Genomic DNA, 26364 nt, shown 5'->3' with positions numbered 1-26364 from the left:
AGCCACCTAACCATTGTACCCGAACATTCTTAATTTGCTCGGTCTTGTTCTCCAATCAGGCTCGACTTTAACAAAAGTCTCTAGGTGCACCTGTTTTTGGAAAAACTCTTCTAGGTCTTTCCTTGCCGCTATTCCCGTTTTCTTCAGCGCTTCCCCACCTTTGCCGATAATAATGCCTTTCTGCGTTTGCCGTTCCACAAAAATTTCCGCCCGCATGCGGATGATCTTTTCATCCTCCTTAAACTCCGTTACGGCTACTTCGCAGCTATAGGGCACTTCTTTTTTATAATTCAAAAATATTTTCTCCCGGATGATTTCGGACGCAAAAAACCGTTCAGGCTTATCTGTCAATTCGTCTTTAGGGAAATATGGCGGATGCACGGGCAGGTAATCCATGATAAGGTTAAAAACCTTCTCTACATTGAACCGCTCCAGCGCTGATATGGGAATAACCTCAGTAGCGTCAAAATTCTCCTGCCAATAGGCTATTTTCTCCTCAACCGCCCCTTCCTTGGCTTGGTCAATTTTATTGATAAGCAGCAATACAGGTGCCTCTGCCTTCTTCAATTTGTCGAGTACATCTTGTTCGTCGAACTTCTCATAAATATCCGTAACAAAAAGGATAACATCAGCATCTTCCAAAGAAGCGTTCACGAACTTCATCATCGACTCATGCAAGGCGTATTTTGGAAGAATAATTCCAGGAGTATCGGAATACACCATCTGAAAATCATCCCCATTGAGAATGCCCATAATCCGGTTTCTGGTAGTTTGGGCTTTTGAAGTAATAATAGACAAGCGCTCTCCTACCAAGGTATTCATTAAGGTAGATTTTCCTACATTTGGCTTACCAATAATACTGATAAAACCTGCCTTATGCTGTTTTTCTGACACAGTGATATTTTTTTCCTAAAAATAACTGAAAAATTTAACTTTAGTAAAAATAACAAAATTACTGTTGCCAAACATAAAAATGGGGCAACACAGGTTTTTTGTGGTAAGGAAGATATCTAACACCTATGGCAGAACCGCTTATTCTTGCAAAAGCCAGTGTGTAAAATTTCAGAAAGTATAATAGATTTTTCCACAAAAATCTCCGAGATTTGGGGCTATCTATAACTACCTTATTTTTTGATGTTTGATCCTCATTTTTTTAATTTAAAATATTGGCTGGAAGACTGCGTAAAATCATCGCTTCCCAATGCTAAAGAAAGCCTGAAGCGTCCACTAAGTGACTTCCAGAGCCACTTTGACTTCAAACTCTATCACTTTGCTTCTAACATTCCTTTCTTCCTTTCTCTGGATGGAGTACTTAATAAGCAAATAGCCCCATTCAAAATTTCCAGTAAGGTAACTTTGCTTGAAAAGGTGGGAAAAAAAGGCATCAACCTGCTTAACTATAAATTTGAGGTTCGCTGTGATGTATTATCTGATAAATTTCATGATAAACTGAACAAGGGTTTTGCCAACGCAAAGAATATTAAGGTAAAGAGGAGTTCAGCAGAAAATCCTTTTAGTACAGGAGGTTTTCAGAAGCCTGATTCATTAAAGGATATCAGAAAAAGCTTTTTTTCTTCTGATCTGCCTTTACCTAATTTAAAGGCTTCAACTACTGGTGTTGTAACAAAGATAGAAGAAACATATTCTGGCTCCTTGCCTTTCCGTACTTCTCAAAGTGCTTGCACAATAACCATCTGCGGAAATTTATTAATCAAACATGCGCCAGAATCTATTGAGTATAGTACCAATGCCGATTTCAAAATATGTGACAGTTCTGTAGGCAGTAGCAAAAAAGAGCTGCTGAATGAAGCTGTTTATCTTGTACGCGCAAAAACGGGCAAAGGAGCATATATTAGTTTTAATGATTATAATGAAAGACAAGAGATAGCTCATAATTCTAGCTCAGGAGTTCAAAAGCGCAAAGCTGATGCAAAAGTTAACAGGTTTATCGAAAGGCCTAAGAATCAAGAAAAAAGCAAATTAGACCCCAAAAAAAACCTCCATATGCGCCTGACATTAATAAGTGGCAGAAAAAAGGGGGAAGTGTTGAAGTTATTGAAAATGGACATTGGAAATATACTGACTGGGAAGGAAATTCAGTGGTATATGATCCAACCTTTCCAAATTTTAGTGGGTATGTGAGGCAACAAGTGGACATTCCTGATATGAAAGGAGATTGCTATTTAGATTCAAAAACAGCAAATAGTATGGCTCCTTTAGGTCCTGCTTCGGAAGTTAACACTTGGCATCACCACCAGAATCTAAGAACAATGCAGGAAGTGCCACAAAAAATACACGCTAGGTTTACCCACTATGGTGCACGATCTATAATTAAAAATAAACAACTAAACGTCCATAAATCAAGGTACAAGGTAAGAAAAAGAAGAAAATGATTAATCTAACTAGTAATAATAAGCTTGAAGAAAATGAAATTTCTAACTTTGAAGAAGAAATCGGATTTTCTCTTCCGGATGATTATAGAACCTTCCTGAAAGATCATAACGGGGGGCTTGTGAATAATCAGTCAATTTATGTAGATGATCTTGAGCAATCAATGATGATGCATGTACTGTATGGAATTGATATTAAAAGGGCAGAAGTATTAAATTTAACCTATTGGCTTAATGAGTATGAAGATGAATTACCAGAAAGTACGCTTATTATTGGAGTGAATTCCACTGGCGGTTTTATCACTTATACCACTAGTGGAGAAGATAAGGGGATTTACTTTTGGGATCATCAACACTTCTTTCCTCAATCCAATGAAGACGAAGGTAACACATATTATCTGGCAGACTCCTTTAAAGAGTTTGTGGGTAGTTTGAAAGATGAAAGTTAAGGTAAGAAGAAAAAAATGATAAGAGTAAAGTCCTTTGGAACCCTTGGTGATGAAACCATTTCAAATTATGAAAAAGAATTAGGGTTCCCTATTCCTGAAGATTATCGCAATTTCATTAAAAATAACAATGGAGGTAGTGTAATAGATCAGTTGTTCTTTGTTGAAGATTTAGATCAATACATTCCTGCAGACGTTTTTTTTGGTATAAACATAGAATCAAGAACCTTTAACTTAGACTTCTGGCTGAAAGAATATAAGGAAGAACTCCAAGAGAATACCTTGATAATCGGCTGTCACCCCGGAGGTGGTTTATTAACCTATATAACTAGTGGAGAAGATAAAGGAATTTATTTTTGGGATCACCAGCATTTCTTCCCACAGTCAAGTGTAGATGAAGGTAATACGTACTATTTAGCAGATTCCTTTGATGAGTTTGCAGATGGATTGAAAGATGAAAGTTAAGCGGATGGAAGGATCTTGAAAAATTCAAGTGTCTGGCAGGACCTTTGTCTGTTTTTACCTTTTTAAACCTGAATTATGCAATAGATTTCGTCATGAGGAGCAAAATAACAATAAATCAGCACTTTTGGGTCGCAAAGCATAGCAGCACTATGGTTAAGACTCAAATGTGAGCGAAGCGACTGATTTGAAGTTAATTTGCTACGTAATAGAAACTTCTATTGCATGTTTCAGGTTAAAGTGTACGCCGTCAGGTCCGGGGACGCTGACGGGTCAGCAAATACAGGCAAAGAATCCGGCTGCCGACAAAACCAACAATGAAGAAACAATATAAAGCACATATCGCCAAAAGGGCAAAGTTATCAGAAGCAGACTATTGTTCTTCTGATAGTCTTGACCTATACATCCCTTATAAACCGCAAAAAAAATATACAGTTAAAGCAAAAATCAATAAAGTTAAAAATAATATTTCAAGACCGTCTATCATTTAAAAAAACTATTTAAACAACAAGCTTTAGATAGTTTCGCAATTATGATGTAAATTTACTCACGCTACAGTATTTCAGGAAATTTAGCAATCATTTTCGTCTTTTCCCTGTTAATTAAGAAATTAGTCTTAAAAACTATGGAATTTTCTTCAGCAGAGCACCTTCAGAAAAAATATTATTCCCTAAACGGAAAAAAGTTTAATGTTGGAAAACAGGAAGTTTCGGTTGAAGGAGTATTTATTGCCCCGGCCAACCCCTCTTTGCTTGACAGCTACATAAATTTCATTTGGCGTGAAAAATATGAAAGTGAGCTGTTTAACAACACCTTACTTAAGGCATTCTTTCCTGAGGCAGAAAGTTTTGAATGGGAGGTTTATGTAAAATTAAATTTAGAGGCTGATAATGCGCCAGACTATTTCTTATATGAAAAGCTTTCCAACTTGCCTCAGCTAAAAGGAGAAGAAAAGGTTTATACCTGAGTTGGTGCTTAAAACATTTTTCTTAAGACTGACATATATACACTTTCTATTCCGCCACTTCTTTACCATGTTTTAAGCACTATTACAATGATGTTTATATTTTAGCTTTTTAAATATAGCTTGGAAGCAGAGAATACAAATAGTCTTTGGAGCAATATAAAAAAATAAGAGCCTTTGAATCGGATATTCTTGATAAACATCATGAGACCTATCCTTTTTATCACTACTCTGAGGGTATTGTTATCCCATATCTGTTACAAGTATATGGAGATACTGAAAGATTCCGTGATGCTTTAATTAATAAAGGTCACGACCCTCAAAACCTATCTTTATATCTAAATAATATGCTTCATGGGATGGGGCATTGTATCCGATGGATGAACAAGCAAAGGAGTCCTAAATATTTAGATGCGGATAGTATACCTGTCAATCAGCTACAAGAATCAGCTGCAACATTTTTAAACTGGGGTGGAGAATATCATTCTATAGCTCAGGAATTTGTTATATGGTCAAGGGGAATTAAGAAAGCTATATTAGATGAGGAAAATAAAACTATAACTTTTCAGAATCCAAAAGACTATAATTATGCAGGTGTTTATAATAAGCAAGTTTTATATGCGCAGCAGATGCAGGAGATTTATTTCAGCTATCCGCATGAGGAAATGGAAAAAGAGTTCTCTGTCTGGATAAAAGATGTTGATATTTCCAGGCCTCCTATTGCTAATCATATCAAGTGGGAAAGAGGAAGGTACTCTTCATCTTATCCTCTGCTATTGAATAAAATGGCTGAAATTTTATTTCCAGAGCTTCCGGAAACAACGGATTTTAATGGTTATAACCTGAAGCAGTTGCGACAGTTCTATTCCTTATTTTTTATATCTTTTTATTTTATAAGATGGGTTGAAGCAGAGTTGGATTCCAGAACAACAGGAGAAAGCCTGTCATTCGGTTCTAATCCTTTATACTTGGCGACAGTCCAATTTATAAAACTTGCCTCAATAATTACAGGACTTTCTAATGATGTATCAAAATCGATAATAGAAGACCTTACTTTTAACCCCGATAATTTTCACTCAAGTGTTACTATTCAACCATTTGTTGTTTCACCTACAGGCACATATTATATCCTGCCGAATTTGTTCTCACAAGTAGAGCCCTCCAGAATGATTCTCGGAGCCTTAAATAAAGGGAAGAAGAAAGAAATTTATGACAGATTAATAAATGATATAGAAAAAGCTAACCTAAGAATGCTTGGTGGCTCAGTAAGAGAAATTAAAGGGTGTATCTCTTTTGCAGAGAAATCTATCAGGTTAGGTGGCAAAATAATTACCCCTGATTTGCTTCTTATTGATAAAGAAAGAAAAGTAATGCTGATAGCAGACTACAAGCATTATATGGGCCCTATAACTGCCTCTGAAGTAGATTATAAAATAAAGGAGCTAAGTAAAGCCATTAAAAAGGTGGTTTTGTATAAGGAAGTCTTGAGCAGTTTATCTCTTATAGATAAAACCTGTATTGATAATTTTAAAATTTCTGGTCTTATCATAACACACAAACCTTTACCAGTTCCTCTGCCTGAGGATAGCGATGTAATGGTGATTGATATGCCAACTTTTATTGATAGCGTTAGTTCTATCCAGGCGCAAAATAAAGGACTTTCTGAGCTTCTATTACAAATTCACCATAATGAACAAGATAATTTAGCAAGCTTTTCTGAATTTGAATCAGAAATTGAAGTTGGGGAGTGGAAAATCAAACGCTATCAGCACAGATATAAGTAATTATATTTCTCCCACCAACTCCCTCTCCGGCTCCAGTGCTTCTCTCAGTACCTGCTGCAGCAACTGCTCATTGTACTGCTGACTAGCTTTTATACGCTCTTCCAGTTGGTCGCAGTAGTTCATTAGCTCTTCAAGTTTAGCAACAATGCGAAGTTGTTCGGCAAGAGGTGGAAGAGGGGATAAAGTATTTAATACAATATCTCTACCAATCCCAGGGATAGAACTCTTAGATTTTGATTTGTAATCAGTCACATTAAATTCAACAATTTTTTGTATAAAATAAGAAGGCAGCGAAGCAAAATTCCTTATCGCCATTATTTGCCTGGCAATATGAACCTTTTTAGCCTCCAAAGTTGCCATTTTCCCAATCCCTGAGCCTTTGCAGGTGACCAACAAATCTCCCTTATATGCTACTGATCTAGGAGATTTTGTCCATCTATTTAGAATAACGTTGCCGTTATTAAAATTACTTGCGCCAGTAAGATAGGGTAGGCCATCTGTTTTTTGGTCGGAATATTGACTTGGATTTAAATCCTGTCCAGAAATAAGTTCAACTACCTCCCCCAACCTACACCAAACCCAATTGTCCGGAATATCAAAAGGAACCTCCTCTTCACTGACTGGTGGCAGCGGTTTCCCTTTTTTAATTTTTTTCTCTTTTATTAACTGCTCTTTTTCAGCTTTTATTTTTTTCAGAAGCACGCTTGCCGGTTCATCATTCGGGTCTTGCGGAACAAGTTTTCCCTGAATGGCCTCCCTTAGAAAAGCCTGCCGAAGCTGTTTTACCAGGTCAAGCTGGTGGGTGAGTTCTGTGGAAAGCTCCTGTCCTGATGATTCAAGTTTTTTTACTTTACCTATAACTTTTTCTTGTATCCTGATTGGAGGAAGCGGAATTTCCAGCTCTTCAATTTGTTTTGGATGAATTCTTTTTGAACCAACTCCTCTTGCGAACTTTTCAAGTTCCAAAAATTTATTTCCAACTTTAAAAAAATAGAATATCCATTCTGGCAAGCAGTCTTCTCTTACATCAAAAGAAGGGATATCTGCGCTGGTTTCAAATCCATCTAAAGATTCTGGCACTATTCCGAAAGCGCCTTTATGAAAGTTCTGTTTGCCATAAATAAACTGTCCTGCTTTTCTAATGTACTGATTTGTTGCACCTTCTTTTTCTACCCCTACAGGCCGTTTTTCAACTCCCAGAACATTTAATTTTACCCTTATCCTTTTATTAGCATCAGGGTTTTCAGCAGGTATTCGACTTTCTTGTAATAGACTTCCAAACGTTTCAATTTTCCAACTCATTTCACCACCTCCTTTAACTGGTTCAGCAATTTAGCACTTTGGGCAAAGGAGTTTTCGAGCATTAGCATCAGTTCACTGCTGCTGTATTCTACGGCTTCTTCTTTTTTATGCGGATTTTTTATGTCAAGGTCAAAAGCCTGATAGTAAATATTGTCTCCGGTCTGCTGGTTGTTTTTGGCCAATACCTCTTGCTCCTGGATGTCCTTTAGTTTAGACTTTTTTCTTTTTTCCAGCGTGGCATCATCTTTTATCTTCTGGTTTATTCCAGCCAGTTCCGCCTTCAGTCTGCTTATAGTTTTGTTTGCCTCTTCTGCTTTGTCCCAATAAGTTTCTGCCTTTTGCTTCGCCTCCGCTATTCTTTCTTTAATGTTTACCTTCCAGCAAATTTCAGACTCTTCACGCTTGTTCCACCAGTCCTTTATCGGTTCAAACTCGCTGATGTTAATGGGTCTGGTTTTGCTGTAGGCCTTTTGTCCTTCCGGTAGGCGGTGCTCATAGTACCAGATTTCAGAAGTAGGCTCACCTTTGGTAAAGAAAAGCAGATTGGTGGCTACAGTTGCATAGGGCTGAAATACCGAATTCGGCAGACGAATGATGGTGTGCAGGTTGCACTCTTCAAGCAATCGCTGCCTAACCCTTTGTTTAACGCCATCGCCCGTAAGGGAGCCATCTGGTAATACGATACCTGCACGTCCGCCCTTTTTCAGCAGGTGAATCATCAGCACCAGAAACAGGTCCGCACTTTCTTTGGTACGGTAGCTCTGCGGAAAATTGTTTTCGTTGTTGTTGGCAACAATGCCTCCAAAAGGCGGGTTGGCAAGAATGGCATCTACCCTGTTTTTTTCGGTATAGTTGCTCAAAGGCTGGTCCAGCGAGTCACGGAAGGTAATGTTCGGAACCTCCATGTCATGCAGGATAAGGTTGGTGGTTGCCAACAGGTATGGCAGGGGTTTATACTCCCAGCCTATGACATTCTGCGCAATACTTTCCCTTTCCTCAACACTATTGGCCTGATCCTTTAGGTGTTCAATGGCTGCGGTCAGGTAACCCCCTGTACCACAACTGGGATCCAGGATTTTTTCGTCCAGCTGAGGGTTTATCATTTCACAGATAAACTCCGTAATGGCTCTTGGGGTATAGAACTCGCCGCTTTTCCCGGCACTTTGCAATTCTTTCAGTATGGTTTCGTACAGTTCCCCAAAAGCGTGGCGATCTTTGGCAATATTAAAATCAATCTCATTCAGTTTGTTCAACACCTTTCGGATGTTGATACCGCTCTTCATGTAATTGTTGTTCCCTTCAAAAACCTCCTTCACAATTTTAGCACGCTTGTTTGCAAGGTCATCCGTGTAGCCAATCGCAAGGTTTCTTAACTCAGGGAACAACCTACGGTCCACAAATTCAATCAGCTCATCACCGGTAATACCTTCATCATCTCCCGCCCAGGCATCCCAGTGCAGCGCTTCAGGTATAGGGCTTACATAGGCATCATTGAGTACTTCGAGTTCTTTATCTTTATCAGAAAATATTTTCAGGAACAGCATCCAGCCCAATTGTTCCACCCGCTGCGCATCGCCATTCAAACCTGTATCCTGCCACATGATTTTGCGGATGCTGTCAATAATTCCTTTTAAATTTGCCATTGTGTTATTTAAGCGACTTTAATTTTTTTTTTTGTAATCGTTTAAGGAAACGAAGTCTATGCACCTGTTTTATATAATTCTTTTTCCAGTTCCTTAATAGCCTCCAGGTACTGCTTCTTGCCTCCGAAATTGCCCAGAATCTCTATGGCCGAACCAAATTCTGTAAGCGGCTTAACCTTCAGCACCTCCATGCTTTCAATATTGGTAACGCCTTCATCGGCATATTTATCCAGAAGCGCCTCCAGTACTTTTCTCGCCGCAGGGCCGTATTTTGTAAAATAATTTCTCTTTTTCACATTGTTTGCCCTTTCTTTGCGCGTAAGCGGTGGCTGGTCAAAGGCCACATGGCAAATCAGGTCAAACAAATCAACCTCACGGTTTACCGCATCTCTTAGGGCTTCTACCAACACACCCTGCTCTTCCAGCTCCTTTATTATAACTTCTTTCTTTTCAGCATTGCTCCAGGTGTTCAGGAAATCATCCAGAGAGGAAAACTTTTCTTTAATAATTTCCCGGGTATGGTCTTTCAGGCTTGTGGTTATAGGCTTGCCATTGTTGTCAAAATGCATCTCCCGGGATATTAAAACAGAAACATCCACGCCGTTAACATAAACCTTAGGCCTTGGTTCACTTGCTTTAGATGCAAGGTCAGGTTTTGAATAAAAGTTTTTTCCTTCTGTCAGATCTATTGGTTCTCCGGTAAGTTCATCGACAACTTCAGTGCCACTACAAGTCTCTTCGTCAACTACTCCTTGAAGATTATCCTCCTCACGTGTTTCTTTAATCCTGACAGGATCGCCGTCAAAATCTTTATCTGCGAACAGGTCAGTTACGTTCCGGAAATCCAGGATGGTAAAGTAAAGTTTATCATACTCCTCATTTATACGTGTACCCCGTCCTACTATCTGCTTAAATTTGGTCATAGACTTAATTTCTGCATCCAGCACAATGACCTTGCAAGTCTGCGCGTCCACGCCGGTTGTCATTAATTCAGAAGTGGTTGCAATTACAGGATAAATTTCCTCAGGATTTATAAAATTGTCCAGCTCACGTTTACCTTCCTCATTGTCCCCTGTAATCTGTATGATATACTTATGGTTTTTGGCCACCAAATCCGCATTCAGGTTTGATAATGCCGAACGCATCCGCTCTGCATGGTCAATATCGTTACAAAAAACAATGGTTTTCGCAAATCTGTCATAACCATGCAGGAACTCAGTAAGTTTACGGGCAACGGCTTCTGTCCTTTCATCAATTATCAGGTTACGGTCAAAGTCTCTGCGGTTGTATACCCTGTCTTCCACTTCATTACCGGACTTGTCTTTTTTGCCTTGTTCCGGCCTCCAGCCTTCGGCATCAACATTTAAACTAACCCGAATAACCCTGTAAGGAGCAAGAAACCCATCATCGATACCTTGTTTTAAAGAATACGTGTAAACCGGTTCACCAAAATAATCAGAATTGGAAACCTCTTTGGTTTCTTTTGGCGTAGCTGTGAGGCCTATATGCGTAGCCTTATCAAAATAATTTAAAATCTCTCTCCAGGCACTGTCTTCTTTTGCGCTTCCCCGGTGGCACTCATCTATTACTATAAGATCAAAGAATTCCCTTGAAAACTGTTTATAGGCATTGGCATCTTCATCTGCTCCGCTCAGACCCTGGTACAAGGCCAGATAAACCTCATAGCTTTTGTCAATCATGCGGTGCTTAATCACCGTCATTTTATCCTTGAAGTGCTTAAAGTCGCCCCGCTTTGTCTGGTCAATAAGTGCATTCCGGTCAGCGAGGAACAAAATCCGCTTTTTTGCACCGCTTTTCCATAGCCTGTGTATAATCTGGAAAGCCGTATAGGTTTTACCAGTACCGGTGGCCATCACCAGCAAAATCCGATCCTGCCCCTTGGCGATAGCCTCTACGGCACGGTTTACCGCAACTTGCTGATAATACCTTGGACTCCTGCCGCTTCCGTCAAAATAGTATTCCTGCGCAGCCATTTTTTCTGCTTCAGGTGTTATGATGCCCTTATACTTTTTATATTTTTCCCATAGCTCTTTTGGAGAAGGGAAGCTTTCCAGGTCAATTTCTTTTTCTATATCCTCACCCTCCGAAGTGCGGTCGTGGAAAAGAAATCCATCCCCATTACTGCTGAAAACACAGGGTATGTCCAGAATGGCAGCATAATCCAAAGCTTGTTGAATGCCGGCACGAACCGAATGTTTATTATCTTTTGCCTCAATGATGGCTATGGGAATATTAGGTTTATAATAGAGAATATAGTCCGCTCTTTTTCTTGCCCCTCTTCCGGTCAACTTTCCCCTTACATGAATCTTTCCATCTGTAAAGGTAACTTCCTCTAAAAGTTGGGTTTGTTTGTCCCAGCCAGCCTTTTCAATAGCAGGGGTAATGAACTTTGTGCAGATGTCTCGTTCTGAAAGAGCTTTTTTATCCATTTGAGGGCAAATTTAACCTAAATCAAATTAGGCTCATTGAAAAAAGTGTAATATTGACTAAATTTTTACATTTTTACGTGTTTATAAAATCTTTTGTTCCTTAAGTAAATTTACTATGAAACAGTTGATACAATTTTTACATCCTGGCCCCGAATCAAAACCGGATGGAGAGTCCAAGCCTTGGAACACTTTACCTAGTGAACATAAAAGAACTTTTTTGAAGTCGTAAGGCAAGTATGTAGATTTACAAAAAGATCGTACAGTCGAAACTGAACTGGTTTTTTGGGGAGAGTGGGAGGCGCCGGCAAGTTTGCTAAAGACCTACTCAATTAATTCAGGAGGCCTACCATCTTATCTGTTTGAGCCATATTACCAACTGCTACCCAATTATAAGGACTTACACAATACCGACCCATTCGTATTCGGCAGTACCTTTTATTATAGTATTTGCCAACAAGGTACAAAACCTGGACAAGGACTAACAGAGCTTCCGCCAGGTTCTGTTATACTGTTTGGCTCATCTGTCAACGGGGCATTCTGCCTTGATACCGTTTTTGTCATTAAAGATTCAATCCCATATAAATTAGACAAGGTGAGATCCTTAAAAGATAAAGTGCCACAGGTGTTTTACAAAGTAGGTTTAGAGCCAGTATGTACTCAAGCAAAACCGGAAACTGTTTTTAAACTTTATTTAGGTGCCACTTACTCCAGCCCTTATGAAGGTATGTACAGTTTTGCCCCCTGTAAAACATATGATGAGTACAACTCCGTTGGGTTTAAAAGACCTGCAATTAGGCTGGAAGGGTTTACTAGTGAAGCCAAATCTCAGGGAGTGACCATGAATAAAGATAAAGCACTTGATACTAACGGGATGAGGAAATTATGGAATATGGTAAGAGAACAGGTTTCTGATCAGGGACTCAAGGAAGGAGTAGAGTTTTGTATGCCAAAGAGGAAGGTTTGATTTTATAAATACTTTCCCTTCTGGCATATCAGACTCTCCGGATATTCCACGAAACTGCGCATACTAAAAACTCACTTTATTTCTTTCTGACTATGAAAATTAAATGAAGGCAAAATTATCGGATTATAACCAGCATTCAACATAATAGTAGAAAGAAATGCCCTTATAAAAGGAAAAACAATTGCAGGGGCATTATGTTTTATAAGTGGGCTTTCTAAATATTTGTCGTTAACTTCTACTCCTTTGCTCTCAAAGGATGCTAAAAATGATGTTTCAAGAAGAAAAGCTCTATTTTCGCCTTTAAGAGTTATGTCAAAAACAATATCAAAAAAATCTTTTTCTCTATCAAGCAATTTAAAGCTTACCGAGTATTCAGAACTATTAAAAACATCCCTGTTGCCCCATTCGGCTTCTTCAATGTTAAATTTTATATTAATAACATTGAACCGCTTTAAGCGAATCTTAGGCTGTTCTTCTGCTGTATACTTTGTCATGCTGCTAAAGGAGAATGATCATTGCCTATGGTGTGCTCAATTTCTTCAGCGAAAGAGCCACCGCATCTTTTACAAGAAGACAAAGTTATAGTTTTTCCTTTTAATAAATTCTCCAACTGCTCTTCTTCATCTAATTCAAACCACTCAACCAAATCCTCATCACTAAAAGAATCAAGAATTTTGTCAAACTTCCTTTGCATCTCATTTAGGTCAAATTTTGATTTTGTTTTCATATTATCAGGAGGTTTGTTCAATTAAATATTCTTCAAAATTGTTAACACAATCAAGAGTAAAAACTACTATCTGTATACGCTTATTATAATATAAGGGATCTAGCAGTGAATATGTTCTATTTTTTTTATAACTATTGTGAGGGAGGTCATCATAAATTATACCTTTAATTCCAAGTTTCCCCCAGACTTCTTTTTGCAGAAAACGATGTACTTGTTTTAAGTTTACTTCTTTTGGGATTTTTTTAATTCTTTTAATAGCCTTTTCAATGTTATTTTTTAGAAAAAAATAATCTTCTTCACAAAAGGTGGTATTAAGCAAGTTGTTTTCTTCAATATAGCCAGTATAAATATCATAGCTGCCAGTTTTCATTTTATAATCTATACCCCAATATCTTGCAAAGGTTTCGTCTGTCCAAAAATAATAGCCTGACCCTAACCATGCTTTACTATCTACACATTTTACTGGAGCTGTTAATGCGTAAGGCCTATTTTCTTGAGTATGAAAACCCTGAATACTAGTCTTTCCGTTTATTATTTCCCTTTTCATTCAATAGCTGTTGAACGAAAACAATATTATAAAATTTAACTCTAAAGAACAAAACTATATCTTTATTTTCAAATCCCTGATAATTATTTTTCTCAATTAAAACGAAAAATAGGCACAATATAGCCGGCAACAAAAAATTAAGCCTTATAGCCAAAGATAGAGCCCTTTAAAATACAAAAGCCTCAGATTTCTCTGAGGCTTCTCTCTAGTAGCGGGAGCAGGACTCGAACCTGCGACCTTTGGGTTATGAGCCCAACGAGCTACCAACTGCTCCATCCCGCGATGTGGTATTTTGCTTTTTCTCTGTCAAGAGTTCGGTCATAACTCCGGATAAGCTTTTCCCAAACCTTTCAACTTCTTTTTTCTTTCTCTCTCTTTGCGTTTGGGATTACAAAGGTAGTATATATGTAACAGAAGTCAATGATTTTGGTTCTATTTTTTTAAAAAAACCATAACTTGCTTGCTATCATGTACCACACCTACGTCTTATATTCTCCGCAATACCAAAAAATATACATTGGCAGCACATCCAACCTTAAAGAAATTGTAAATTCACATAATGAACATGCCACTAAAGGCTGGACAATCAGATATCGTCCATGGATTTTATTTTACAAAGAAGCTTTTCAAACCAAGCAAGAAGCCTTGGAAAGAGAAAAACAGCTTAAAACTGCCCAAGGAAGACAGTTTATATGGGATATGATTAATGGTAGTTATACAGCGTAGCCGCTTACCACCTGTCTGTCGGCTAATAACACTTAAGGCATCTTCAAATACTTTCCAACTCCTGAATCCAAGCATTAAAACGTGGGCATTTCTTCCTAATCTTTGGAAGGCCTATTTCTTCAAGCAGCAAGCTACCGAAAACTACTTTCCTATAATTCCTAAAAATCCTTTCTAGACGTTTGGAAGGTGCAGTTTGTTTATTGTTGTTGATATCCTCGGGGTTGGGGAACTCCTTTAGTGTCGCGTCTAAATATTCAATATTTTTAAACTCGCTTTCCTCAAAATTACTTAAAACCACTGAAGGGTCACTAAAAATTAGCGCTTCTAGCTCGTGTAGTTGAATATATGGTATAAAACGATCGCTAAGCTTCTTGTTCACCTCCTCTTTCATGCCTAATTCTATGACAGACACGCATTCTGCCTTCGTTGCTTCCTTATGCGCTTCTTCCCAACAAGGAAAATAGTGTTTGTCATAAAGCCCATAATAATCTATGAGCAAAGTAACATAGGCATTAGTGTCGTTTTTTAAATAAATCTCAATCTCATCTTTTAACTTTGGCCAAGGCACTATTCCTCCTCGGGAAGCCCTTATTTTCGGATTTTCTATCCGTATGCCCTTACTATAAAAATAAGGCGCCAGCACGCCCTTGCAAAATTCTTGCTCAGTAGCCCCCTCTCCGATAATGATCAAACGTTTCATTTGGTAAAAGGCTGGGCTGAGTTAATAATGTTCCTACTCCAAAGTTCGCCAAGAGAATGTCCTTTAAGCCAGTCTTCCAGCTCATGGGGATCTAACCTATTAAAAATTGACTGCTTGCCCTTTCCATCTCGATCTACCGTAATAATGTCTTCAGGAGCAAAACAGTCCACCAAGTTAACAGACTGTGTCGATACGATTACCTGCGCTTTGGCCGATGCAGATTGCACCATACCTGCAAGTTTGGAAATAGCCATTGGATGCAGCCCAAGTTCCGGCTCATCAACAATGATTACAGAAGGCGGATCCGGCTGTAGCAAAAGTGTCGCTAAAGCAATAAAGCGCAAAGTCCCATCGGAAAATTGATACGCTGAAAAATTTGACTCCAAATCGCTTGCATCAATCCACCGCAACTCAATTTCAGACTCCTTCCCAGGGACGCTACCAGGTTCAAGAATCAAATCATATATATAAGGCGCTACAGATTGAACAGTTTTAATAATCCTCTTATAAATAACAGGATGCTTTATCTTAAGGTCGTATAGAAAAGCTGGAAGGTTTCTGCCATCTGGCTTTAAAACTTTATTATCTGTAATATCACAACTCCTTCTTAAATAGGAGGTAGAAGAGGTGTCATGAAAATGATAAACGAGGACATTCTTTACATAGTCAAAAACGAGGGTTCTATCTTTAACAGATGTCGCGTTCTGAATTTTGCTTTCATATCCTGCTTGACTGTGATAAAACCACTTCTTGGGACTTTCACTAGGGTTATAACCGACCCCCTCTTCTTGAATAACCAAACCACCTTCCTTGTCTTGGTCAAGCCTAAATGAGTAAGAAAATGTATTTACCTTACCGTAGCAAAACTCCAATCTGCCAAAAAGGCTTTCAGTAGTCTTTCTCCCAAAATATAAAATATTGTCGGTCTTGTGTTCTATAATAAACCTCTGCAACTGGCCTTTGAAGACTGCAGAAAGGAACTTAAAAAAGGAAATAAAGTTGCTTTTGCCAGATCCATTACTGCCAATAAGAACATTTACTGGTTTTAATTCCAAGCGCATTTCCTTTATCGACTTATAACCTTTTATTTCCAAAGAAGTAATCATGCCAATTATATATTATTTGCTAACGATGCATAGCGCATAAAGATAATGATATTGCCATAGCCTATAAAGTTATTTTTATGTGTTTAATTGTAAGCAAAGCGTGGGCAAGCATACGCAAGGCAACTGGCATAACCCCCTTTTGCAATTTTGACCTTAAACTTCCCAGGCTTTCAATCCACTACTTCCACATCTGTATCATCATAGTGACCGGGTCCTGATGTAAGCTGCTTTAGGCCAGAGCCATCTTTACTAACTTTATAAATCCTGAAACCTGGAGCCCCAAAATTTAATTTATGGAAATATAAGACTTCTGAACTTTTATTCCAGCGAGGAACGGTATTGATATGTCCATCATGCAAAATAACCCTTAAGTTGCTACCATCCGGCTCCACGCTTCTCAATGCCCATTTGCCAACATCAAGATATTCTGGCTCCATCGCAGATTCAAAAGCAATTTCCTTTCCATCTGGGGCCCAATAAGGGTCGTGGTCTCTTATGTCGTCAAAGGTAAGTCTTGTCTCTTCAGAGCCATCTGTGTTCATCGTATAAATCTCAAGCTTTGCCAGGTCTGTACCATTATAACCGAGAGGAAAAGAGGAGAACACTATTTTTGACCCATCAGGCGAAAAGGACGGGTCAAGATAAATACTTGTTCTGGATGATACTTTCTTAGCATTTTTACCATTACTATCTGTTATAAACAAATGCCACCTATTGGAAGCGCCTTCTATTGCTGCCATTACCAGTTGGGTGCCGTCGGGAGACCAGTCGGCAACTCCTTGGGCTTTCCACTGATTGTCGTCCAAAGCAATTAGTTTTTTAGCGTCTGAGCCATCGAGGTTCATGGACCAAAGGGTTGCATCTTCATAGTTATTGTTTTTATTGATTGCACGGGAACGATAGCATATTAAGGTTTTCCCATCCGGCGAAACCCGGAGCCACCAACTGTCCAGGTTTTTATCATCTGTTACCTGTACTAACGAACCATCTTTTTTTACATAAATCTCATAGTTTCCTGTCCTATTAGAAGAAAAAAACAAAGAAACACCCTTATCCCCTTCCAGAGACACTTCTTCCTCTGGCTCCTTCTTACAAGAAAGGAGCACAAAAAAAATAGCTGATAATATTAAAAATTGAGCTTTCATAATCACTGTTCTAAAGTAAATATCAAATCCGGCTTGCAAAAGGCTCCTGTCCCGTGACAAAACACCAGCACTCAGATGCATTGCAAAAGCAGGCAGTTTTACCATATCTCTCATACTAGCTGCCTTTATATAATTAACCATAAATATAATCTAAAACTCAATAAATCAATAAGAAATAAAGCACCTTTGCAATAGATAACACTGGTTACTCTGACCCAAAATATTTCAGCCAGTGTTTTAAAGCATATTGAATACGCAACAACAGAGTACTTGAAGGCCTACTATATTTCTGAAATATAAGCAGATATAGAATTTAATTTATAATTTTCGTAAATTTGAATATAAAGCCCATTCATATGAAAAAGATAAACCTTTACGATATAGTCAAAGGCACATCTACTAACGCTGATGGCCATTTGCTTTATTTAGCTATAGAAAAAGAATTAAGGCAAGGAAGTGACGTCAGATTATCTTTAAGTGGATGCACACCTATGTCTTCATCTTTTCTTAACTCTTCCTTCGGAGAGCTGCTGACGGTATTCGGACATAATGTGGTAAGACAAAAGGTAAAACTGGTAAACTTCAAGCCTTCAGACGCACAAAGGATCAAAGAGTATATTCTGAAAGTGCCCCAAACTGTATAAGCACAAGATATGAACATACATCAAAAACCGCCCTGGTAATACAGGGCTGGTTTTTCCCAAACACCGTATGTTACACAGTAGACACTCCTTTATTCAAGCCTGCATTTACTCCCTACCAAAGAACAAGATCTTCATCCCCCCTGTTTAACGCCCATATATCACAAAAATCATGACGCCCTTTTAAAACACTACCTTTTTCATACACCTGCTGCTGACCTAGATTAAAACTAGTTTTTCTCCCTGTAGTATTTTCTTTACTCTGGATCATGCTTATATTCAAAACAACTTTAGGCAGAGGATCGGAATACAAGTGGAACGAACATTTATTTTAGAAACCGGGGGAAACAGAAATGATCCGGACGAAATAAAACCTGCCAGCACTAATAACAAAATGACTAAAAAGAAAAAAGCTGTAATAACGCTGCTCATTATCATTATAGCAGGGCTGGCCATACCCCAGCACTTACATATGCCCGTAGCCGGTGCAACCAAAGCAGACTATCATCCACAATCATTCTGGTACTACCCATGGGGAAAGTCGGTAACGCACAAGGGGGTAGATATTTTTGCCAGAGAAGGCACTGAAATTTTTTCTGCCACCACTGGCTTAGTGCTCTTTGCCGGAGATGTGCCAATGGGCGGAAAAGTAGTGTTTGTCATTGGTCCTAAATGGCGACTGCACTATTATGCACACCTGAAAGAAATAAGCACTTCTCCGTTCACTTTTGTAAGCCATAAGGCATTGCTAGGAACTGTCGGCACTACGGGAAACGCTAGAGGGAAAGCTCCACATCTACACTATTCTATAGTTACACCTATTCCTTACCCATGGCGGATAGACAGTGACAGGCAAGGCTGGAAAAAGGCTTTCTACCTCAACCCCATAGATTACTTCCAAAAACCCTGCTGCAGCCATACTTAAAGTTAACTATGTCAATTCCGGTATTTAATCATGAAAGGCTTATCTTTAAGGTAAATTGCAGAAAATTTGAAAACCGCAACTTTAACTACCATAAAAAAAGAATTGGCAGGACTGCCTACCGAAGAGCTGCAAAAAATACTGATCAGGCTTGCCCGCTATAAGCAGGAAAATAAAGAACTGCTCAGCTACCTTTTATTTGAATCTGGCGATGAGCATGCTTTCATTCAGTCAGTTAGTGAGCAGATAGAGGCAGAACTAAGCAAGGTAAACAAATCTTCACTTTACCTGGCGAAAAAAACCATCAGAAAGGTTCTGAAAATGACCAAAAAATATATCCGATATTCCGGGAAAAAAGAAACGGAAGTGGAATTGCTGATATTCTTTTGCAAGAAGCTTCAGGAAACGAATCTCCCCTTCCAAGACTCTAAGGTGCTGCTCAACTTATACCAACGGCAGGTTGAAAACATTGAAAAAGCCTTAGCGGGCTTGCATGAAGATTTGCAATATGATTATGAAAGTGAAGTGGATGCGCTAAAAATTTAAACTATGGAACACTCCCATAACTCAAACACGCCCGAACATATACAAGCATTACAAAAAGAAATAGCACTGCTAACACAAGAGTTGAAAAAAGTGCAAAAGCAACTTGCCCCGTTGGAAAACGAAGTCCATAACCGTTTGCACAAAGAAATAGAACGGGTACAGGAGCTTACCAATATCTACAAGAAACAGCAAGAACAAACCAAAACAGAACAGCCTGAACAAGAACAAAACAACCCACAGCCCAACGATAAAAAAGCAAGCAAAAAGGCAACATTCATTCTCAATGAGGAGGAGAAAAAGGTGCTCAAAAGGATTTATAAAGAAGCAATAAGACAGGTACACCCAGATAAGCTGATTCAAACGGGTTGCCAGGATGCAGAAAAAACTGCAACAAAGTTAACCGCAGAACTCAACCGAATCTATAAGCACGAAGACCTTGAAGAGCTCATAAAGTTTTATGAAAGGGTAATTGCTTCTACCTTCATAGGCGGCACTTCGGCAAAAGTTGACATTGACCCTGAACTTAGACGAGGGTTCCTTGAAAAGAAAAAACAGGTTATAGCCTCAGGCATAAAAGAACTGAAAAGTTCTTATTTATATACGGTCATGGCTACCTATAAAAACCCGCTTTCCTTTGTTGATGAACTGAGAAAACACTTTACCAGAAAAATAGAAGTGCTGGAAAAAAGGACAGGGGGAAAATGAAATAAGGTTACCCAATGTTATAATAGCTTACATAGGCTCGCTTAGTTATTTTTTGCCTCGCCGGCAGGGCCTTACTTTTTTTCTTGGACAAAAAAAGTAAGCAAAAAAGTCAAGGCCTGTTTTTAACCATAGAACCACTATGCTTTGCAAACCAAATACGATGATTTTTTGTTCTTTTACCCCTCATAACAAATTCTAATCCATAATCCAGGTTTAAGGTCGTACTTACAAAATAGCCACAGGCTATTTCTCCTTTTCCAGGTACATCTGTATGTCCTTCAAAATCCCACTTTGTGCCGTACCAGTAAGGAATGAGTTTATTGACAAGGTAATCTGAAAAAACTCTTCCAACAGAATCCTCCGAAATCCTTCCGCTGTCATATTTTTCCTTAAGGGAAACCTGAAGCTTATAAGCATCTTCTTTTCGGACACGATAGGGAGCATCTCTGGTAGGTTTAACAAAAGGTAACTGACCATTCTGTGCATAGCCGAGGGAGCAGGGTATGATTAAAAGTATAAGAAGGGAAGCGAAAAAGGCTTTCATAACATTAATTTACTAAAGCATGACTAAACATGGCATCAAGTTATTGAAAAACCCAATATCTTTATCACAATTCTTACGTATTTTATCTTCACTAGAAACAAAACATCACATGAATATAAAAGTATCTAATACCTTTAAGAAAAAGGCAACTCAGGCAATTGCAGCAATTTTGATTTTTACCGTCACCTATATTATTATGGCAGGACTTGCTGTTGCCCTGACACTAGCTTGTGCGGCGGCTGGAATAGTTATAATAGCAGCAAAACCCAATTTCCTTACCGTTGGCGTCGGTGCCGGACTAATAAGCCTGGGCTTTCTGATACTTATATTTCTAATAAAGTTCATTTTCAAAAAACACAAAACCGACCGCACGCATCTGACAGAAATTACACGGGAAGAGGAACCCCGCCTTTTTTCTTTTATAGAGGAAATAGTTCGCGAAACCAATACAACCTTCCCTAAAAAAGTATATCTATCACCTGAAGTAAATGCAAGTGTTTTCTACGACTCTGGTTTCTGGAGTATGTTTCTTCCCGTCAAAAAGAACCTGCAAATCGGGATGGGTCTTGTTAATACGGTATCTGAAAATGAGCTTAAAGCAATCATCGCCCATGAGTTGGGGCATTTTTCGCAGAAAAGCATGAAGGTAGGAAGCTATGTATATAATGTGAATCAGGTAATTTATAACATGCTCTATGAAAATGAATCGTTTGAAAAAATGATTGAGAAATGGGCCAACTTCATCGGATACTTTGCAATTTTTGTTTACATCTCGGTTCAAATCATTAAGGGTATTCAGTGGATACTGAAAAAACTATACGACTTCATTAACTTGAGTTATATGGGGCTATCGAGGGAAATGGAGTTTCATGCAGATGAAGTTGCAGCCAATGTTGCAGGTTCAGAAGCATTGAAAACAGCTTTACTAAGATTAGACCTTGCAGATTATTCTTACAGCGCTGTCTTATCCTTTTATGATCAAAAAGTACCTTCATGTATCAGAAGCCAAAATATCTTCAAAGAGCAAACACTGGTAATGAACTTCCAAGCAAAAGAAAGCAATCTAAAGTTCAATGTGGGCTTCCCCACTGTAAAACCTGAAGACCTAAGTAGGTACAACAAATCCAAGCTTTCAATAAAAGACCAGTGGGCTTCACACCCTCCTGTGGAGGAACGAGCTTTAGCGCTGGACAAGCTGAACATTCAGAAAAAAGGCAGCAACTCTCCTGCTAACAACCTTTTGACAAATCCTGAAAAAGTTCAGGTACTGCAAACCGAAAAAATATTCGCTAATGTAGAATATGAAAAAGAGCCTGAAAGTTATAGCACCGAGGACTTCTTTAAAGCGTACCATCAAGAGGTTCTAGCCTTAAGTTTCGACAAGACATTTAACGGGTATTATGACAATAAAAACCCTGTTTACTATGAGCCATCCGTCTGCAATGAACCATTCCAAGAAGATTCGGAAAAGTTTTTCAGTCCGGCCAGAACAGATATGGTATACGTCTCCATTGCCCTTGAGAATGACCTAGCTGTTATCAAACAAATTGCCTCCAAAAAAATCAAGATAAAGAGTTTTGCCTATGACGGACAAAAATACAAGTCCCAGGAAGCCCCAAAGCTAATCCCGAAACTCACAGAAAACCTGATGAAACTGCAAGCCAATATTGCCGAAAATGACAAAGCCATTTATTGCCATTTCCTTAATCTTGCCAGACAAGCAGGCTCAGCAACAACATATACAGAGCTGTTCAGATCATTTAAAGAAAGAGACGAAGATTATTTACGAAAAACAGAACTATATAATAAAATAACAGAAGCAACGGAATTCATTAACTTTACAACTCCTTTTGAGGTCATTCAGAAAAACCTCAAGGCACTGGCTTTGCTTGAGGTGGAATTAAAAAACCATATATCGGACATACTTAACAACGAATCATATTCACCAGAGGTAAATGAAGACGCCCGCAAAGCCTTTGAGGAATACTTGTCTCGAAACCTGACTTACTTTTATGAAACAGAATATAATGAACTGGCCCTCCACACCTTGTTTTCTGCGCTCGGCAATTTTATTTTTGTAGCAAACCAAGTCCACTTTTCTAAAAAACAGGTGCTGCTGAATTATATGCTATCACTGAAAGTACCAAAAAACACACATCTTTGTTAATGAACTAAGGAAACACTTTACTATTCTTTGGCTTGTAATAACCCTCAGTCTCTCTGGATGTATCTCAGCTTTTGCGCTACCATAGATTTGCCATTCAAATAAACAGCAACAGCAGTGGCTGGTCGGTAAAGAGACACGACCAGGGTGAGGTTAATTTTTACCAGCCAAGGAGGAAAATAATAAAGATTTATTACAGCTTAATTACTTGATTTGTAAAGCTTCAACTGCACCCTCGCAAAAACCATAGCTTGTTGGCAGCTGCGACTCTTTTATTCATAGGTTTGATTGATTATTAAATAGTTCGTGTAGTTTTTTCTGTAAAAGCTTTTTATCAGGTAACTGTGTTTTTTATTCTGATACCATTGTAGGAGATAGGCTTCTACTTAATGCATACTCAACTACTTCACTGTCTTTGTCTTTGCACAACAATACCCCCATACTTGGATTTTCATTTTGTTTACATCTCGGTCTAAAGCTTCCAAATAAAAGTTTAGTTGTCCTAAATGGTCAGGTTTAAACTTATCTGCCTTAAGTTCAAAAGCCACTAAGCATTGTAAACCACGATGGTAAAATAGCAAGTCTATGTAAAAATCGCTATTTCCAACTTGTAATTTGTATTCTTCTCCTATGAACAGTATAATACTACCTATCCATAGGACCACTACACTTCATTTCTAAGTTAATATTTTTTTTCCTTTCAATTGCATATTAGCAATGGAGATTTAATCTGTCAAGGCTTCCGACCGGAGGGAGGAATTCACTTGGCCTTGACAGGTTAAATAACCATGCTACCTTTGCTATTGTAAGGAAAAACAGTATCTCATGCTGCTAAATAAACATCTGATGGCACCTGTCGCTCTATTCCCTGATGGTGTTTTTCATAATTGTAAAACTCAAAGAATATAGCAAGCCCTTGGTAAAGTTCCAAACCGTCTTTAGCAGGATGTAGGTATACATAGTCTTGCTTTACAGTTCGCCAGAGCCTTTCTATATAAATATTGTCAATGGCTCTTCCCTTGCCGTCCATGCTGATTTTAATTCTCATTTCTTGTAACAGGTTTACCCATTCTCCACAGGTAAACTGGCTGCCTTGGTCAGAGTTTATTATCTCTGGCTTCCCATACCTGCTTACTGCTTCTTTCAGCACCGATAGGCTCGACTGAGCGCTGAGTGTGTTTGATACTCCCCAGCCAACTACATATCTGCTATGGACATCGATAATGGCTGTCAAGTACATAAAACCTTTTTTCATCGGGATATATGTTATATCAATCTCCCAAACCTGATTTGTACGTTCAACATCCAGGTTTCTCAGTAAATAGGGATAAATATACTTAGCTTTGCCTAACTTGCTGAGGTTTTTTTTAGGGTAAATGGCCATAAGTCCCATAAGCCTCAATAGGCGACGAACTCGCTTATGGTTTACTGTAAAACCAAGATCTCTCAGGTGGTCCTGCATTTGCAAAACACCATGTGTAGGTTTATGAAGGTACCGTTCATCTAAAACCCTCATTATTTTAAGGTTTTCTTCAGTTTCTCCAACAGGAGAGTAGTAAAACCTGCTACGGTTTATATTTAAAATCTCACATTGGGAGCGAATACTTAGCTTGTGATCAGTATCTACCATAGAACAAAGAGATTTTACTTCCCCAACTTTCCTAAGCTTTTTTTTAAAAAGTCATTCTCCAGTTCAAGCTTGCCAATTTTTGCATAAAGCTTTTCAGGATCAATAGAAGGCTCCTGATTTTGCTCTGAACTGTCTTTCTCAAAGACTGCTGAGGACCTTTCAAGAAACTCTTGCTTCCACTTACTGATCATATTAGGGTGAACCTCAAAACGACTTGCCAAATCTGCCAAACTATCTCTTTCTTTTAAAGCTTCAACAGCAACTTGTGCTTTAAATGCGGCAGTAAACTTTCTTCTTTTTCCTTTCATATTTCACTAATTTAACGATTATAAATCAATTAAAGTAGTGGTCTGAAAATTGGGGAGTATTATATTCCTTTAGCTGAACCGCCTGCATTACTAATAGCTATTGTTAGCATTTGTTTTAATTCTTTCGAAGTAGGAACTTTTCCTTTTAGATTTTCAGGAAGTTCATGAGTTAATTTATATTCAGATACACCAATGGGTTTATTACTAGACCTCAGAGCAAATTCAACCTCAATATCGTCTTTTGTCGGGCATAGAATAATCCCAATTGAAGGATTGTCATCTGCTTGCTTTTCCTTACTGTCGAGAAGTTCAAGATAAAAATTCATTTTTCCTGCAAATTCAGGCTCAAATTCAACAGTTTTTAATTCAATTGCAACCAAGCATTTCAAAAACCGGTGATAAAAAAGCAAGTCAATAAAATACTCTTTGTTGTTCAATGTTAACCGATACTGATTTCCTATAAAACTAAATCCATATCCTAACTCAAGTAATAAATCGCGAATATTTTCAATTAGTCTATTTTCAATTTCTCGTTCATGGACAGGTTTGGTAATTCCGAGAAAATCAAGATTATATTCACTTTTTAAAGCTTCATTTGCTTGTTCTGATAGATGTGACGGTAACGCAGCTTCAAAATTGCTTAACTTCTTATCTAACACATGATGCTTATAAGCATCTGCTTTAATTTGATTTAACAAAACAGCTCGACTCCACCCCAACCTTGCTGTTGCTTCTAAATAGTACCTTCGTTCATTGTCGTCTTTTACCTGATGGAGAACTAGCATATTTTGTCCCCACGGAATTTGTTTGGCTAATTCATACAGTACAGTTTTCTCTCTATATTCAAGATAAAATTGACGCATTTTCCATAGATTCTGAGGCGAATAACCTGTTAGTCCATCAATTTGCTTGGTAATATCTTTAGAAAGTTTCTCAACTATTGATTGTCCCCACTTTTGTTTTTCCTGATGTTTTACAATTATTTCACCAAGTTCAAAATTGTGTTCTATGTGATGCCTGTTCAACGATTTATATGCCTTATATCTTCTGGCATTAATCGTATCAATTATTTCTTTATAAAAATCTTTATAGGCTACTATTTCGCTCATTTACAATACAATGAAATTCTATCGCAATTGTTATAGATTTCAAAGATAATATTTTCTATAACACCTGTGAGAGAATTTCTGGGCTCCTTTTTACATAAATATTACCGTTGATAGTCGAGTAGGCAAGGGGAATTTCACCCCAAGCCTCTCACAGAACCGTACTTGATAGTCTCCCATCATACGGCTCTTGTTATACAATCTTAAGCGTTAGCCTATTCAAATCCTAATTACCAATGTTAGAACAGGAGTGAGAACTGCCTCCTTATCCTTTTAAGCCAACCATAGACCCTGTTCTGACTTGTTATACTTTGCAAAAAGCTGCATTAGTTCCCAATTCTAACCTACAGAAAACCCCAACCCAGAATAGCACCCCCCATAGCGTTACCCCCGGTTTCGTACAACACTGGCTTCATTGTGGGCATTACATACCTAACGAAGC

General features: G+C 38.4%; 27 protein-coding genes, 1 tRNA gene and 1 pseudogene. 13 read left to right on the top strand and 16 right to left on the bottom strand.

Translation table 11 applies throughout. From position 1 onward, the window contains the following. Nucleotides 1-6 precede the first annotated feature (6 nt). Nucleotides 7-894, bottom strand: coding sequence for a GTPase Era (gene era / locus RCC89_03040; protein ID WMJ72148.1), 888 nt, complete (start codon nt 892-894; stop codon nt 7-9). 240 nt (nt 895-1134) lie between these two features. Between era and RCC89_03035 the strand changes: the two genes are divergently transcribed. The 6 genes from RCC89_03035 (at nt 1135) to RCC89_03010 (ending at nt 6046) form a co-directional block, all read left to right on the top strand. Next, the gene (locus tag RCC89_03035) at nt 1135-2142 is read left to right on the top strand and encodes a hypothetical protein (GenBank protein ID WMJ72147.1); all 1008 of its coding nucleotides are present in this window, start codon (nt 1135-1137) and stop codon (nt 2140-2142) included. A gap of 65 nt (nt 2143-2207) precedes the next feature. Continuing rightward, complete coding sequence (locus RCC89_03030; GenBank protein ID WMJ72146.1) at nt 2208-2393, top strand: HNH endonuclease; 186 nt, start codon at nt 2208-2210, stop codon at nt 2391-2393. Beyond that, the gene (locus RCC89_03025) at nt 2390-2839 is read left to right on the top strand and encodes an SMI1/KNR4 family protein (GenBank protein WMJ72145.1); all 450 of its coding nucleotides are present in this window, start codon (nt 2390-2392) and stop codon (nt 2837-2839) included. The genes RCC89_03030 and RCC89_03025 overlap by 4 nt, the downstream gene beginning before the upstream one ends. 15 nt (nt 2840-2854) lie before the next feature. Beyond that, the gene (locus RCC89_03020) at nt 2855-3301 is read left to right on the top strand and encodes an SMI1/KNR4 family protein (GenBank protein WMJ72144.1); all 447 of its coding nucleotides are present in this window, start codon (nt 2855-2857) and stop codon (nt 3299-3301) included. 622 nt (nt 3302-3923) lie between these two features. Next, a complete protein-coding gene (locus tag RCC89_03015; GenBank protein WMJ72143.1) occupies nt 3924-4265 on the top strand; it encodes a hypothetical protein in 342 nt (113 codons plus the stop codon). 146 nt (nt 4266-4411) lie between these two features. Next, the gene (locus RCC89_03010; protein ID WMJ72142.1) at nt 4412-6046 is read left to right on the top strand and encodes a hypothetical protein; all 1635 of its coding nucleotides are present in this window, start codon (nt 4412-4414) and stop codon (nt 6044-6046) included. Here the strand turns inward: RCC89_03010 and RCC89_03005 are convergent, their stop codons facing one another. The 3 genes from RCC89_03005 to RCC89_02995 are packed head-to-tail and all read right to left on the bottom strand — an operon-like array spanning nt 6047 to nt 11441. Beyond that, a complete protein-coding gene (locus RCC89_03005) occupies nt 6047-7348 on the bottom strand; it encodes a restriction endonuclease subunit S (GenBank protein ID WMJ72141.1) in 1302 nt (433 codons plus the stop codon). Then, nucleotides 7345-8991, bottom strand: a complete 1647-nt coding sequence (locus tag RCC89_03000; GenBank protein ID WMJ72140.1) for an N-6 DNA methylase — start codon at nt 8989-8991, stop codon at nt 7345-7347. The genes RCC89_03005 and RCC89_03000 overlap by 4 nt, the downstream gene beginning before the upstream one ends. Before the next feature lie 56 nt (nt 8992-9047). Continuing rightward, a complete protein-coding gene (locus RCC89_02995; GenBank protein WMJ72139.1) occupies nt 9048-11441 on the bottom strand; it encodes a DEAD/DEAH box helicase family protein in 2394 nt (797 codons plus the stop codon). Nucleotides 11442-11751: 310 nt separating this feature from the next. Here RCC89_02995 and RCC89_02990 point away from each other — a divergent pair, with 310 nt between their 5' ends. Beyond that, nucleotides 11752-12405, top strand: coding sequence for a hypothetical protein (locus RCC89_02990; protein WMJ72138.1), 654 nt, complete (start codon nt 11752-11754; stop codon nt 12403-12405). 71 nt (nt 12406-12476) lie between these two features. Here the strand turns inward: RCC89_02990 and RCC89_02985 are convergent, their stop codons facing one another. The 4 genes from RCC89_02985 to RCC89_02970 all read right to left on the bottom strand — a co-directional run bounded on the left by RCC89_02985 (nt 12477) and on the right by RCC89_02970 (nt 13961). Then, nucleotides 12477-12899, bottom strand: a complete 423-nt coding sequence (locus RCC89_02985; GenBank protein WMJ72137.1) for a protein-export chaperone SecB — start codon at nt 12897-12899, stop codon at nt 12477-12479. Continuing rightward, nucleotides 12896-13132, bottom strand: a complete 237-nt coding sequence (locus RCC89_02980) for a hypothetical protein (GenBank protein WMJ72136.1) — start codon at nt 13130-13132, stop codon at nt 12896-12898. Before RCC89_02980 ends, RCC89_02985 begins: the two co-directional genes overlap by 4 nt. Before the next feature lie 4 nt (nt 13133-13136). Beyond that, the gene (locus RCC89_02975) at nt 13137-13679 is read right to left on the bottom strand and encodes a hypothetical protein (protein ID WMJ72135.1); all 543 of its coding nucleotides are present in this window, start codon (nt 13677-13679) and stop codon (nt 13137-13139) included. A gap of 209 nt (nt 13680-13888) precedes the next feature. Further along, nucleotides 13889-13961, bottom strand: a tRNA-Met gene (locus RCC89_02970). A gap of 174 nt (nt 13962-14135) precedes the next feature. Here RCC89_02970 and RCC89_02965 point away from each other — a divergent pair. After that, nucleotides 14136-14405: a GIY-YIG nuclease family protein gene (locus tag RCC89_02965; GenBank protein ID WMJ72134.1), complete on the top strand. Its 270-nt coding sequence runs from the start codon at nt 14136-14138 to the stop codon at nt 14403-14405. A gap of 43 nt (nt 14406-14448) precedes the next feature. Here the strand turns inward: RCC89_02965 and RCC89_02960 are convergent, their stop codons facing one another. The 3 genes from RCC89_02960 to RCC89_02950 all read right to left on the bottom strand — a co-directional run bounded on the left by RCC89_02960 (nt 14449) and on the right by RCC89_02950 (nt 17470). After that, complete coding sequence (locus RCC89_02960; protein WMJ72133.1) at nt 14449-15105, bottom strand: DUF4276 family protein; 657 nt, start codon at nt 15103-15105, stop codon at nt 14449-14451. Beyond that, the gene (locus RCC89_02955; protein WMJ72132.1) at nt 15102-16211 is read right to left on the bottom strand and encodes an AAA family ATPase; all 1110 of its coding nucleotides are present in this window, start codon (nt 16209-16211) and stop codon (nt 15102-15104) included. Before RCC89_02955 ends, RCC89_02960 begins: the two co-directional genes overlap by 4 nt. A gap of 170 nt (nt 16212-16381) precedes the next feature. Beyond that, nucleotides 16382-17470 (bottom strand): hypothetical protein, encoded by a 1089-nt coding sequence (locus RCC89_02950; protein WMJ72131.1) that lies wholly within the window; start codon nt 17468-17470, stop codon nt 16382-16384. 242 nt (nt 17471-17712) lie between these two features. Here RCC89_02950 and RCC89_02945 point away from each other — a divergent pair, with 242 nt between their 5' ends. The 4 genes from RCC89_02945 (at nt 17713) to RCC89_02930 (ending at nt 20170) form a co-directional block, all read left to right on the top strand. Beyond that, nucleotides 17713-18000 (top strand): STAS-like domain-containing protein, encoded by a 288-nt coding sequence (locus RCC89_02945; GenBank protein ID WMJ72130.1) that lies wholly within the window; start codon nt 17713-17715, stop codon nt 17998-18000. Between the two features lie 310 nt (nt 18001-18310). Beyond that, nucleotides 18311-18922: a M23 family metallopeptidase gene (locus RCC89_02940; GenBank protein WMJ72129.1), complete on the top strand. Its 612-nt coding sequence runs from the start codon at nt 18311-18313 to the stop codon at nt 18920-18922. A gap of 66 nt (nt 18923-18988) precedes the next feature. Next, entirely contained in the window at nt 18989-19465 is a 477-nt protein-coding gene (locus RCC89_02935) for a hypothetical protein (GenBank protein WMJ72128.1), read from the top strand. A gap of 3 nt (nt 19466-19468) precedes the next feature. Next, nucleotides 19469-20170, top strand: coding sequence for a hypothetical protein (locus RCC89_02930; GenBank protein WMJ72127.1), 702 nt, complete (start codon nt 19469-19471; stop codon nt 20168-20170). A gap of 109 nt (nt 20171-20279) precedes the next feature. Here RCC89_02930 and RCC89_02925 read toward each other — a convergent pair whose 3' ends face one another. Next, a complete protein-coding gene (locus RCC89_02925; GenBank protein WMJ72126.1) occupies nt 20280-20714 on the bottom strand; it encodes a hypothetical protein in 435 nt (144 codons plus the stop codon). Between the two features lie 109 nt (nt 20715-20823). Here RCC89_02925 and RCC89_02920 point away from each other — a divergent pair, with 109 nt between their 5' ends. Then, nucleotides 20824-22881, top strand: coding sequence for a M48 family metallopeptidase (locus tag RCC89_02920; GenBank protein ID WMJ72125.1), 2058 nt, complete (start codon nt 20824-20826; stop codon nt 22879-22881). Nucleotides 22882-23229: 348 nt separating this feature from the next. Here RCC89_02920 and RCC89_02915 read toward each other — a convergent pair. From RCC89_02915 to RCC89_02900, 4 genes and pseudogenes are all read right to left on the bottom strand, one after another. Further along, a pseudogene (locus tag RCC89_02915) lies at nt 23230-23543 on the bottom strand (PDDEXK nuclease domain-containing protein). Between the two features lie 158 nt (nt 23544-23701). Then, a complete protein-coding gene (locus RCC89_02910) occupies nt 23702-24508 on the bottom strand; it encodes an IS3 family transposase (GenBank protein WMJ72124.1) in 807 nt (268 codons plus the stop codon). A gap of 14 nt (nt 24509-24522) precedes the next feature. Beyond that, a complete protein-coding gene (locus RCC89_02905) occupies nt 24523-24816 on the bottom strand; it encodes a transposase (GenBank protein WMJ72123.1) in 294 nt (97 codons plus the stop codon). 59 nt (nt 24817-24875) lie between these two features. Continuing rightward, the gene (locus RCC89_02900) at nt 24876-25925 is read right to left on the bottom strand and encodes a PDDEXK nuclease domain-containing protein (protein ID WMJ72122.1); all 1050 of its coding nucleotides are present in this window, start codon (nt 25923-25925) and stop codon (nt 24876-24878) included. Nucleotides 25926-26364: the final 439 nt, after the last annotated feature.

It is taken from the genome of Cytophagaceae bacterium ABcell3 (assembly GCA_030913385.1).
In the GTDB taxonomy this organism is placed as follows: domain Bacteria; phylum Bacteroidota; class Bacteroidia; order Cytophagales; family Cytophagaceae; genus ABcell3.
Note: the sequence above shows the minus strand (reverse complement) of the source record. Positions and strands in the feature narration are given on the sequence as shown.

Coding starts and splice junctions, on each gene's coding strand:
- RCC89_02960 (WMJ72133.1), bottom strand. CDS start 15,105: ATGAAACGTTTGATCATTATCGGAGAGGGGGCTACTGAGCAAGAATTT.
- RCC89_02910 (WMJ72124.1), bottom strand. CDS start 24,508: ATGGTAGATACTGATCACAAGCTAAGTATTCGCTCCCAATGTGAGATT.
- RCC89_03025 (WMJ72145.1), top strand. CDS start 2,390: ATGATTAATCTAACTAGTAATAATAAGCTTGAAGAAAATGAAATTTCT.
- RCC89_02950 (WMJ72131.1), bottom strand. CDS start 17,470: ATGAGAGATATGGTAAAACTGCCTGCTTTTGCAATGCATCTGAGTGCT.
- RCC89_02930 (WMJ72127.1), top strand. CDS start 19,469: ATGGAACACTCCCATAACTCAAACACGCCCGAACATATACAAGCATTA.
- RCC89_02975 (WMJ72135.1), bottom strand. CDS start 13,679: ATGAAAAGGGAAATAATAAACGGAAAGACTAGTATTCAGGGTTTTCAT.
- RCC89_03035 (WMJ72147.1), top strand. CDS start 1,135: ATGTTTGATCCTCATTTTTTTAATTTAAAATATTGGCTGGAAGACTGC.
- RCC89_02905 (WMJ72123.1), bottom strand. CDS start 24,816: ATGAAAGGAAAAAGAAGAAAGTTTACTGCCGCATTTAAAGCACAAGTT.
- RCC89_02955 (WMJ72132.1), bottom strand. CDS start 16,211: ATGATTACTTCTTTGGAAATAAAAGGTTATAAGTCGATAAAGGAAATG.
- RCC89_02920 (WMJ72125.1), top strand. CDS start 20,824: ATGAATATAAAAGTATCTAATACCTTTAAGAAAAAGGCAACTCAGGCA.
- RCC89_03005 (WMJ72141.1), bottom strand. CDS start 7,348: ATGAGTTGGAAAATTGAAACGTTTGGAAGTCTATTACAAGAAAGTCGA.
- RCC89_02925 (WMJ72126.1), bottom strand. CDS start 20,714: ATGAAAGCCTTTTTCGCTTCCCTTCTTATACTTTTAATCATACCCTGC.
- RCC89_03020 (WMJ72144.1), top strand. CDS start 2,855: ATGATAAGAGTAAAGTCCTTTGGAACCCTTGGTGATGAAACCATTTCA.
- RCC89_03030 (WMJ72146.1), top strand. CDS start 2,208: ATGGCTCCTTTAGGTCCTGCTTCGGAAGTTAACACTTGGCATCACCAC.
- RCC89_03000 (WMJ72140.1), bottom strand. CDS start 8,991: ATGGCAAATTTAAAAGGAATTATTGACAGCATCCGCAAAATCATGTGG.
- RCC89_02945 (WMJ72130.1), top strand. CDS start 17,713: ATGAAAAAGATAAACCTTTACGATATAGTCAAAGGCACATCTACTAAC.
- RCC89_02980 (WMJ72136.1), bottom strand. CDS start 13,132: ATGAAAACAAAATCAAAATTTGACCTAAATGAGATGCAAAGGAAGTTT.
- RCC89_03015 (WMJ72143.1), top strand. CDS start 3,924: ATGGAATTTTCTTCAGCAGAGCACCTTCAGAAAAAATATTATTCCCTA.
- RCC89_02985 (WMJ72137.1), bottom strand. CDS start 12,899: ATGACAAAGTATACAGCAGAAGAACAGCCTAAGATTCGCTTAAAGCGG.
- RCC89_02995 (WMJ72139.1), bottom strand. CDS start 11,441: ATGGATAAAAAAGCTCTTTCAGAACGAGACATCTGCACAAAGTTCATT.
- RCC89_02900 (WMJ72122.1), bottom strand. CDS start 25,925: ATGAGCGAAATAGTAGCCTATAAAGATTTTTATAAAGAAATAATTGAT.